This is a genomic window from Mesorhizobium sp. M0292 (assembly GCF_040321695.1).
Taxonomy (GTDB): domain Bacteria; phylum Pseudomonadota; class Alphaproteobacteria; order Rhizobiales; family Rhizobiaceae; genus Mesorhizobium.
In genome coordinates this window covers 106,562-117,186 of sequence record NZ_JAMYSB010000019.1, presented here as the reverse complement: position 1 = coordinate 117,186, position 10,625 = coordinate 106,562, and the positions used below count along the sequence as shown (strand labels likewise).

Sequence of the window (10,625 nt, the reverse complement as noted above, 5' to 3'; positions counted from 1 at the left end):
CGCGACGCGCCAGCGCATCGTAGAAAGGCTGGTTCCAGCGGTTGAGCAGAACCTGGCCGATCGACGTGGCGACGATGACCGCCATGATGCCGACCGACGTCCAGACCAGCCACTTGAACACCGGTGAGCCTATCAGCGCCCGTTTGATCGTCGCCACCTGATCGCGCAGGCTGCTGGCATCGACGGTTACCGGCTGAGCGGTGGCGGACTTGTCCGGTTGATCAGCCATGCACGAGGTCCTTGCGTTCAGAAGCGTTGCTGAAACCAGATGGAGATACCTGAAGGCATCCGCCGCTCAAACGGACCGCGAATACACTCGCCGCAGAGAGGCCGGGAACGGGCCCAACCCCAGTTTCCATCATGACGACGAGGACTTCATCGAGCGACGCGATGCTACGACGCGTCGTGCTTGGCCCAAGCGGTATCGGCGACAGGTCTTCGTCATTTGGACATCGGTTTAACGACGCGTACACGATGCCGGTACTGTCCGACACCGTCCATAGCACCTAGGTGTCGGCAAGCAGCTTGAGCTTAACCAAATACGGTAGTTTTTTACGGGGTTTGACGGTGAAGGCGGCCAAATCCTCCTTGCGCCAATTCACGCTTGAAGCCCAAAGTACGATGCGTAGCGTCCCTACGATCGTCCGACACCTTCGTCTGATTGGATCAGAACACGGCATTTCCTATGTGGTTTGTCGAAACGGCGCCGGTGCGCGGCCTATAGAGGGAAGTTGAAAAATGACGCAACAGTTGAGCAAGACAGCCGGTTCGGATCGCTTCCTTCGCACTCCGACAGACCTTGGTTCCGAGGCAACCCGCGACATCGCTGCCGGCCTGGCCGGTCTGCTTGCTGACGTGTTCGCCTTGTATCTTAAGACCAAGAATTTCCACTGGCACATGAGTGGTCCGAATTTCCGGGACTATCATCTCTTGCTCGACGAGCATGGCGACCAGATTTTCGCGATGACCGACGCGATCGCGGAGCGTGCGCGTAAGATCGGCGGAACCACGATCCGTTCGATCTCCGATATCGCGGGACGCCAACGGATCCTCGACAACAACGCCGACTATGTTGATCCCCAGGACATGCTCTCAGAGCTTCATGGCGACAACAAGCAGTTGGTTGCGGAGCTGCGTCGTGTCCATGAGCTGTGCGATAGCTATTCGGACATTGCCACCGCGAGCCTGATCGAAGGATGGATCGACGAAAGCGAACGGCGCAGCTGGTTTCTCTACGAGGTTTGCCGCGCGTGAGCGGAACGTGGGCAAGGTGGCGGATGAGATCCTGCACGCCCGAAAAAAGCACCGGCAAGGATCGCGCACTCCGTTCCGCCGGTCGGGTAGCATGGATCCGTATCGACTCTGCCGCGTGAAACCGGCTCGCCCTCTGCTTGACTCCGATAGGGGACCCAGACCGCGCGATAGCAGTCTCGGGTGCAGAAGCTAGGGCGCTATCAGAGGGAAACGCACACCCACGATCGATCCACGCGGGGTGAATTTCCATTGCACCGAGCCCCCAATTTCCGCCGTCAGCGCGTGTATCAACCACCGCCCTCTTTCTTCTGGCCGATGATAGGCCGCGCATCCGTCGTCGCAGACAACACAACAGACACTGTTGCCACTCCTGTTCAGTGAGACACGGATTGAACCAGGGCTATCCCCTAGGCCGTGCCGTGCTGCGTTCCGGACCAACTCGGAGACGATCAGACCGACCGGCCAGCACCGCGCGGCGTCAAGCCGGATTTCGTCCGTTGCAACAGTCAGCTGAATGCTCCGCTCGCCAAGGGAGGCACGTGAAAGGCTGTGACACAGCTTCCCAACATGATCACCGAGGTCGATGTATCCCTCAGTGATGGGCACGAGAAGCGATTGATGCGCCTCTGCCATCGCCCGCAGACGATCCGCTGCGCGCCTTAACGCCAGCGTAGCCTCTCCGCTGGACGAGGCCAGCGACAGAATCGCTATCGCTTCGCCATATTCGTTGATTACCCGATGGCTAATCTCTTCGACAAGATGCCACGCCAGCGGCTGGCACGATGCCGATGATGGATTCGCACGTCCTGTTAGCATGACCAGATCCTCCGCTAACATCGCCGCACCTCGGAAGCACCGTTCGCGATGTTTCGGAAAATGACAGCAGACCGCGCCGAAACATTCTATTGGGCCAAGGTGTCGGCAATACTTAAGACGGACACACCCCCCTGTGGATGGGCATCGGAGTATTGGCGAGCAGTGCTCGTCCCAGTCAAAAATGCCCGGCGCTGTGGAGACGCCACCCGCCCGCAAAGCGGGTAGGTCGCTGTATAAACCCCGATACCTAAGTATATGCGATACCATTGGACGATGGTTGCCGGGCCATACTGCAGATACGTGTTACCTGGAAAATGACGGGACGCAGTCTGGTTGTTAGTGGTCAGTATCGCCGAGGTCTGTCATGGAAACTGGTCGTAAAGTCGTTGTCATCACCGGCGGGTCGCAGGGCATTGGCGCGGCGTTGGTTGAGGCGTATCTCGGCCGAAATTACCGCGTTGTCGCTACCTCTCGATCTATCAAATCTTCCGATAGGTCGGACTTGCTCACGATCTCGGGTGACATCGGCAACCCGGCGACGGGACCGAGGGTGATCGAGGAAACACTGCAGCGTTTCGGGCGGGTCGACACGCTGATAAACAACGCCGGAGTTTTCCTTGCCAGCAGTTTCACGCATTACACCGCGGAGGATTATGCCCGCGCCGTTGCTACCAATCTGACCGGTTTCTTTTTCGCCACCCAGGCCGCGATCGCCGCAATGGAACGTCAAGCGGGCGGCCATGTCGTCAACATCACAACCAGCTTGGTGAAGCAGGCCAGTTCGAAGGTGCCATCGGTGCTTGCTTCGCTGACCAAGGGCGGAGCTGACGCCGCGACCCGTAGTTTGGCGATCGAATATGCCCGCAGCGGAATCCGGGTGAACGCCGTGTCTCCGGGCGTCATCAGGACGCCGATGCATGCGCCAGAGACGTACGAGAGGCTGGCGGCCTTGCATCCACTGGGTCGGCTGGGTGAGATTTCCGATATCGTCGGAGCGGTCCTCTACCTGGAGGATGCCGCTTTCGTGACCGGAGAAACGCTTCATGTCGACGGCGGCCAGAGCGCTGGCCACTGAGCCATCAGTCAAGGGAGGTTCTTATGCCTATTGTCACCGTCCAGCTCACCCGCGAAGGCATCGAGCCTGGTGTGGATCATGTAACTGTGGAGCAGAAAGCAGCCATCTACAAGGGCGTGAGCGAGGTGCTGCTCGACGTCCTCGGGAAGCCGCTGGACTGGACCTGGGTAGTGTTTGAGGAAGTGGAGATGGAGAATTGGGGTTGGGGCGGGATGCCCGTCGCGGAATACCGCAAGTTGCTGGCCGCGAAGGGCGTTTGAGCCCTGATAGCCTTTCCTGAAAAACATGCTGGGGGTTCAGGTGGGATAGTTTCGTTTTCGACGTAAGCAGCCATGCTGTGTGACGCCGTGGAGGTGGAATGCCGTGTACGTCGCCGGCGTCGGCTAAGAGACGGATCATACAAAAGGCCAACTAAAACCCGTGTCGGCGGAGCGCTATTGAAATCTGTTCTCGCGGGCCATGGCGGATCGCGAAGACCTCGAAATAGGAGTCGCGGATGACGGAAGTACGAGTTGAGGATGAAATCTATGCAATGCCCCCGCAGCATGGCTTCACCGTCGCGCATTTTCTGACCGTCGCCGACATCGAACGCTCAGCTCGATTCTATGAGATGGTCTTCGGAGGACGCATTCTTAGCCTGGGCGATAGCAGCGGCGCGCCGGGATATATCCGCATCGCCAATACCTGGCTCATCGTCAACATCGGCGGCGGCCCCACACCTGACAAACCGTCGGTGACGCTCGGCGTTCCCCCAGATCCCGATTCACTCAGCAGCTTCATGAACATCCGCGTTGCTGATATTCATTACTGCTATCGACGTTGGCAAGGTCGGGGCGCTGAGTTCATCACGGAACCGATGGAAAAGTACGGCGAAACTCGCTGTTACATTCGCGATCCAGACGGCTACATCATCGAAGTGGGTCAGAGTAAGCCGCATGTCGTTTACGGTTAAGCCCTAGAAGGACGTATACCTTCTACTCGAGCCAGGCCTCGGTCTCCGCTAAGATGCTGAGCGGGTCATGCCGGAAATCTGGACGAGCGCCGTTCGGTAGATATGTTCGGGAGATCGCCTGGAAGGTTTCGGGCTATGCTCGCACAAGAAGTTCCATAGGTCGGCCGACATGATAGGTCGGAGACGCCGGGGATCGGTCTGCGCACAGCGAGCTTCCCGATGTCGGCCGTGCGCGTGAACAAAACCGACGTATCCCGGATGAATGGCTCGTCCGGAAAAGAGCAGAACCGCTGTCCTTCGGTGCGCAACGCGGCGAGCATTCCATCGCGCTCGCCGCGGACTAATTATCCAAGCGTGCCTAGTACGGGCTTTTGTCACTGATTTATGCTACAGGCGTGCTACTTTTTTAAAGAAATAGACCAATAAAATCAGCGCTTAGGCGAAGGCGCGCTGCGTCTCTTCGGGCGCGCCACTTTTCGCCACAAGTCGCTTGAGGCTTGCATCCCGGTACTCGGGCTTTCTCGTGAGAGAAACCCATGACGAAAGCTCGTCGCTCAGGCTCAGGTCGACGACCGCATCGCCGGCGTGCACGATATGACTGCTCGCGGCCGGGTAGTTCGCTTGGTCGTGGTGTAAAACAGCGGTTTAGAATGTTGGTGTTATTGTTGGTATCAAGCGCTACGGCGAGATATTAACTACAGGAAATCGCGAAACCAAATTGCGATAATGTGGGTTTCTCCGGGCCCACCATAACCATTGATTTTATTGAGGAAATTTGGGCTTTGCCCACGGCTTGCCCGCGCTTTGCCCACGGTTGATGCCAGCCACAAAATAGCGACCAAAGCCGCCTGCTTCGCGCTTCCTTCTCACCGAACGATCCGCAAGTTCGCCCGCCGCCTCATCTGATCGCGTTTTTCCTCACGCTGATTGATCGCTCTTGCAATGTCGACCGCTATCCGTTTCTTGTTTGCGTCACGCACGTACTCGTCAGTGACCGTCATTGAGGAATGGCCCATGGCGTCCATGATGGCGCGCGCTTGGATATTGCATTCTGCCAGGTAGGTTCCGAAGGTGCGGCGTAGTCCATGAAGCGTATAGCCATCAGGGATGCCCGCTTGCCGCGTCCAGTGTTGCATCATACCTGTCAGGCTTTTTTCCGAGAATGACTTTCCATAGGCATTCTTTAGAACGGTGCCGCCCTTCGAGCGGTCGAGCGGTTCCAAGCTGATAGCCAGCTTGTCCACCACCGGAATAAACATCTCCCTCCCGCCGTGGCGGTTGCGATTTTTCTTTTGACGAAAATCGAAGGCTTCAATCAATTCGAGCGAACCGTCGAACAGTTCGATCTCCTCGGTCACTAGTTCGTCCCATTCGAGGTCGGCGATGTCGCCGCGCCGGTTGCCAAGCCAGAAGCCGAGGGCGTAGCAGGTACGAGCGGGCGAACCAATCGGATGTCGCTCCTCGTACTTCTCGCGGATGGCGATGGGCCAAGCTGGGTTCTTGCTCGATTTTGGCACGCGCACGCGGATAGAAAGCGACGGATCATCCTGCGGCTTGATCCACTTCTCGATTTCGATTGCCACCCACAAAAGCTTCTTGACCGCGACCAGCAGGTGTTTGGCAACGGTGCGGTTTGTTTTGAAGATGCCTTCGATGATAGCTCGAAGCTTGTCGGCATCCAGGTATTCGACCGGCACGTCGCGCCATCTCAGCGCATATTTAGGGTCGACAGGCATGTTGAGGAACCGCTCTATCAAACTGCGGTTTTTGGCTTGCGTGGCCGTATCGAACTCAGCCCATTCCATTGTGGTTTCGAGCCGCCGTGCCGCTTGTCCGAAAGTGCGCGGCAGAGCGCGGCCCGGTAGGTCAATAATCTCGGCTTTGCCTGCGCAACCTTCGACTGCCCGACGGTACGCTGTCTCGAACATTTCGTCACCCGGCTGGCCGGGGAGGGTAATTTGTTGAGCATGCCGATTGGCCCGAAAGCGCCAGTACTCCTTACCATTGACGACGCGCGACGAGGCCCCAGGGTAGTCCGGGTGTTTAGCCATCAAGCCCTCCTTCCAGGTTTCTATAAGACATGCTCTCCACGCGGCTTCCCTTGGTCTACCCATCGGGTGAAAGAGCCGCGATGTGCATGGCCAGGCGAAGGAGCAATGGGTAGGGGAAACCTCGACCTTGCTCTATGCCCTCATATGTGCGCTTCGGGATGCCCAACAATTTCGCTGCGCTTTCTGCTGTGAATCCCTGTCGTGCTCGCCAAGCTTTCACTTCTCGCGAGAGTTCTTCGTTCTCGTTCACGTCACCCCGTTTGCTCACACAACGATCTTACTACGCGGACAGCGTATACGCAACCTGCGTAGTCATCTCCCGCTTGCAGGTTTTTGACCGCTTCGTTCCAAAAGGACCCGGAGACCACTTTCCTTGTCAGGCAGGGACGTAAAGGAGATGTCGAGGGTTATTCGGTCCCAGATCGCACGGGTGTTGACGAGCTTAGGCTTTGGCATGCGGCCGTCTGCGACCATCTCATCAAACAGGGTCGGGCCAACGCCAACGTATCGCGCTGCCTCCTCGCGGGAGAGGCCACGGGGAGGATAGGAAATCGCGTCAACCTTCACAGCTATCAACCCAAAATGTACAATCGGCAGAGGGGTGAAGTCTGTCCGCGAATCCACCAAGCCAGACATCCCGCGCCGCGCCAATTTGGAATGCGACCATTTCTTACGAACGCACATCGCTGTTAGGAAGATGTCCCAAAGGTAGGTTCGGAAAACGGCGGCAATGGCGTGCAAATCGGACAGGTAGGTGGCTCTGCTTCTTGTGTTGATAGCGACTTTCTCAATATTGAGGCGGCTTCGACCTGTTCGCCTCGATTTTTAGTCGCGTGCCTGAGCGCCGCGCTGTTTCTTACGAATCCCCGTAGTGCCAGGCGTACTCCAGTCCCGAAGATTGACGGCATCCGCAAAGGGCGCTGACTGCATATGGCACTTCCGTGTCCGCGGTAAATTGCGCCGAAACGATACGACTTCAACCGCTACCTCGATAGTTTGCGGGGCTACGGCCGTTGTCGATACCGGAAGGAACGGATATCCAACGCTTCTGCGACTAATGGCCGGCTGCGGGATCAATCGCGACGTCGACGAAGCTTTCGCCGCTGATCATCGCCTCAATGTCGGTACGCCAAGGTTGTGGCATGTCTAACCATTGCCGTTCGTATTTTTCGTAGAGCGGGAGAGTTCTAGCTCGGTCCTCGCCAAGCAGTGAGAGGTAGTTGCGGGTGTTGCTCACACGGTTACCGATTTCGAGCAAAAGCGGCGATTTGGGAATCGGATCATACTTGGTGCGGTCAGTGGAGACGACAGCCAGAGCGGTGGGTTTCTTGTTGCCCTTGGGTTTTGGCAAGATGGCATCGAGGATAGTGCTCGGTTCAGTAGCTTTGCCGTCCTCCTTGTCATTCCATGGTGTCGCGTTGGTGCTTCCGTGATGGCCGATCTTGAGAAAGTCGACCGGTTTGCTGAGCTCGGAACCATGTTTTTTCCAAGCGACGTTCCACGCGAAATTCTTCTTCCCTTCGACGTAACCTCCGTTCCATTCGGCATCGCCTACGAAAAGCAGCCGCCGGCCGCGCCACTCTATAAGAAGGATGACACTGGTGTTGTTGACCACCTCGCCTTCCTCTTCAGCGAAGGCAAAGGCAGTTGACATCATGCGCGATCGCAAACGGCGGAAATCGGTACCGCTGATGTTTTCCGGCGGATCAGCATCAAGCGCCGCGACTTGCGCTGGCGAGCGCAAAGCGCCGGCAGAGGCCAAAGCAAAGGTCTGCACGACATCCCCGGCATCCTTGCCGAGATAATAGTAGTCGATGTTTTCCTGCGGTCCGAGAACCTTGAACACGGCCCCGGCCAATGTCTCAGGCTTGAGCTTGGCTGCCGGCAGGCCGGCATGGACATAGAGAGGCTTGATATCGTTTTGCTTGGGTAGCGTATTGGTCAACGCAGTGACCGCCCCGTCGTTGCCGATGTTGTAGCGAGAAACGATGTCCTGCAGTTCCGGACTGAGCGAAAGGTTTCGCGAGGCGATGCTGCGCATGGCAAGCGCGACGTCATCGTGCAGTTTATGCTTAAACTTCGCTTGCGGATGTTGGCGGTTCATCGCCACGCTCATCCACAGGTTCTCAATCTTGATGTCCTTGAACCATGCGGGGTCACAGCCCTTTATATGATCCTCATGCTCGTGGCTGACCAAGAGCAGATCGAGGCGATGATTGCCGTCGATCTTGGGCAGATTTGTTTTGAGATGGTCAAGCGCGAGCCTGAGCACGTCGGCCTTTCCCCGTGTTCCGCAATCGATCAGGATATGGAAGTCGGCACCATCAGTCCGGGCCTTCGGAATCGCCACATGAATGCAGTCGCCAACGCCAACTGAGTAGGCGCGGATCAAGAGCTTATCGACCACGATCTGTCTCCCATCTCTTTGTGTTGATCCTCGGCATGGTCGCCGATGCCGATATGCGGCGCGAGGCCGAAGCGGACCGTGCCGTCAACCACATAGGAGTTCAGCGGGGCAATCGATTTCTGCAGCAGTCCCATCGCGCCGCCGGCCGGTGCGCCGCCGACGTTTCCAGCCTGGATACGGGCCGCGAGCGACGAGAGAAAGGCTTTTCGGCGTAGCGTGCCAGCGTCTGCTTCACGATCAACTTTCTTGTCTTCCGCCCGGACGGATCGCATCAGCGGCAAGATGCCGGGTTTGCGCGCCCAGGCGAGGAGATTTCCGTCAATATCGAGAGCGAGCGTCGCGCCACACAATAGATCCGTAGTCTGGCCATTGAATTGCCCGAACTCGCTTCCTTCAAGCGGCACGTCCTCACGCCAGACATATTGGAGCAGCACGTGCTTGGCTTGCCTGCGGCGACGTGTCGTGAATTTCACCGCGGTAGACAGATCGCTGACCACGAGGTCGGCCCCATAGGGGATCAGCAGTTGGCGCCGATTATCGTCGAGGAAGCGATAGGCATTGGCTCGCGAGGCGGCAATCTCGGAGGCTTCGTGGAACACCCTCATCTCGACGGGCGACAGCACGGCTGGCTCTTCTTTCAGCTCCTTGATTCTCGCTTTGCTCAAGAGTCCGCGCTCGCCAAAGGCCTTAAGCATCAGGCCGCGATAGCCGTCGGGATCCGTAGGGTTGACGATCTGCTCTGCGCGTAGAACCGCCTCGGCGTAATCGGCGAAGGTGACATCGACCGGCGGCAGCAAATCGAGTGGTTGTATGGTAAGATTTTGCATCCGGCTTGCCGTGAACCATAGCGACTGCGCCACGCTGTGTTCTCGAACATCTCGGTTGTAGCGATACACATCCCGCAAAATGTCGAACATGGCGCCGGTCATCACCTGCGACATATAGTGGTGGCTCGGGCTGTCCTTAACCTCTTTGTAGGTCAGCTTGTTGAGCGCAGTGCGCAGATAAGGCTCTTCGTCTTTGCGCCCGAACTGTTCAGCAAGGCTGGACAACGCGTTGTCCTTGTCGAGATCGCCTCCCGTTACCTCGCCGATCTGCTTGCGAAGCTTGGTGTTGCGGAACGCGATGAGGATCGCCGACAGATCGCCGATGGACTCGTGGAAAGCTGCGGTCTCGACCTGTACGGACTCGCGATAAAGCGGCCGCACCCCATCGAGAACGGCGTGGCCGAATTCATGGTTGATGATATCGGCCGAAAGGCAGGTGTGCACCCGCTCGCCATTGTAGTCGAAATAGTAGAACTGCAGGGATTTGCTGTCGCGATCATAATAGGCATTCTCGCCATAACCTGCATGCGGCACGATGATCAGACGATTGCCTTCGAAACCCCAACTGATCCGGCGGCCGAGACCCGCGCCGCTCTCGTAGAAATCGAGCGCGTTTTGCAAGGTTGCCCAAACATTGACTTGGTGAAATTGCGGCGTGTCGAGATTGTTGCGATCGAGCACGACCTTATTGACGTCGCGAAAGACGTTTTCAGTCTTATCCCATTTGGCGGACGGGTTGATTAACCCAGTGGTTCCATCATAATCGATCACAACGAAGCGGGCACTGGTTGGGCCGTCCGAGATGCCGGGCTCCCAAGGGACAGTGAAAGACTCATCGAAATTATACGCCTTGGTCGCTTCGCGGACCGCAGGATCCTGGAAATAGACGTCGAACGGGATGTTGACGGTCAGTTCGTCCAGCGTGCCACTGTCGAGGTATTGTCGAGCCGAGTAGAGATCGACGCGTCCGTCGGCCGTGATGCGTTTGAGTTTTGGGGCGGCAGCGGTTGGTGGCTTTGCGGGAGCCGGCGGCTTGGCCGCACGTTTCGCGGTCCTTCCCACAGGTTTTGCTTTTGTTGGCATTGTGGCACTCCCCCGCGCCAGCGGTATGCCTTACCCGCTAGTCTGCTTGAAAAAGACTTTAGTCGAATGGTGTCGCCATGCAAGCCCGCAAATCTTCTACTTGGACCTGCTTGCAATCAAAATTCTTTGATGTTTGCAATGACGCCGGATTCAATCTTGC

10 protein-coding genes and 1 pseudogene are annotated in these 10,625 nt (G+C 57.4%); 4 read left to right on the top strand and 7 right to left on the bottom strand.

Annotated elements, in window-relative coordinates; genetic code table 11:
* Positions 1-229: pseudogene (locus NKI96_RS24640) on the bottom strand (ABC transporter ATP-binding protein/permease); the annotation flags it as partial.
* A gap of 509 nt (positions 230-738) precedes the next feature.
* Here NKI96_RS24640 and NKI96_RS24635 point away from each other — a divergent pair.
* Positions 739-1,254 (top strand): Dps family protein, encoded by a 516-nt coding sequence (locus tag NKI96_RS24635; RefSeq protein WP_023737320.1) that lies wholly within the window; start codon positions 739-741, stop codon positions 1,252-1,254.
* Positions 1,255-1,443: 189 nt separating this feature from the next.
* On the opposite strand, the gene NKI96_RS24630 is transcribed toward NKI96_RS24635, so the two are convergent.
* Positions 1,444-2,070 (bottom strand): sensor histidine kinase, encoded by a 627-nt coding sequence (locus NKI96_RS24630; RefSeq protein ID WP_352806718.1) that lies wholly within the window; start codon positions 2,068-2,070, stop codon positions 1,444-1,446.
* A gap of 364 nt (positions 2,071-2,434) precedes the next feature.
* Between NKI96_RS24630 and NKI96_RS24625 the strand changes: the two genes are divergently transcribed.
* From NKI96_RS24625 to NKI96_RS24615, 3 genes are all read left to right on the top strand, one after another.
* Positions 2,435-3,145, top strand: a complete 711-nt coding sequence (locus NKI96_RS24625; protein ID WP_023744398.1) for an SDR family NAD(P)-dependent oxidoreductase — start codon at positions 2,435-2,437, stop codon at positions 3,143-3,145.
* 23 nt (positions 3,146-3,168) lie between these two features.
* Entirely contained in the window at positions 3,169-3,405 is a 237-nt protein-coding gene (locus tag NKI96_RS24620) for a tautomerase family protein (RefSeq protein WP_023737317.1), read from the top strand.
* Between the two features lie 236 nt (positions 3,406-3,641).
* Positions 3,642-4,097: a VOC family protein gene (locus tag NKI96_RS24615; protein WP_023744399.1), complete on the top strand. Its 456-nt coding sequence runs from the start codon at positions 3,642-3,644 to the stop codon at positions 4,095-4,097.
* Positions 4,098-4,963: 866 nt separating this feature from the next.
* Here the strand turns inward: NKI96_RS24615 and NKI96_RS24610 are convergent.
* The 5 genes from NKI96_RS24610 to NKI96_RS24590 form a co-directional block, all read right to left on the bottom strand.
* A complete protein-coding gene (locus NKI96_RS24610) occupies positions 4,964-6,148 on the bottom strand; it encodes a tyrosine-type recombinase/integrase (RefSeq protein WP_352806711.1) in 1,185 nt (394 codons plus the stop codon).
* A 55-nt stretch (positions 6,149-6,203) separates the two neighbouring features.
* Positions 6,204-6,398, bottom strand: coding sequence for a helix-turn-helix transcriptional regulator (locus NKI96_RS24605; RefSeq protein WP_352806708.1), 195 nt, complete (start codon positions 6,396-6,398; stop codon positions 6,204-6,206).
* Positions 6,399-6,460: 62 nt separating this feature from the next.
* Positions 6,461-6,715 carry a hypothetical protein gene (locus NKI96_RS24600; RefSeq protein ID WP_502900300.1) on the bottom strand — a complete coding sequence of 85 codons (255 nt, stop codon included), beginning with the start codon at positions 6,713-6,715 and terminating at the stop codon, positions 6,461-6,463.
* 487 nt (positions 6,716-7,202) lie between these two features.
* Complete coding sequence (locus NKI96_RS24595; protein ID WP_352806705.1) at positions 7,203-8,555, bottom strand: ComEC/Rec2 family competence protein; 1,353 nt, start codon at positions 8,553-8,555, stop codon at positions 7,203-7,205.
* Positions 8,537-10,465 carry a gluzincin family metallopeptidase gene (locus tag NKI96_RS24590; protein ID WP_352806702.1) on the bottom strand — a complete coding sequence of 643 codons (1,929 nt, stop codon included), beginning with the start codon at positions 10,463-10,465 and terminating at the stop codon, positions 8,537-8,539. The genes NKI96_RS24595 and NKI96_RS24590 overlap by 19 nt, the downstream gene beginning before the upstream one ends.
* Positions 10,466-10,625: the final 160 nt, after the last annotated feature.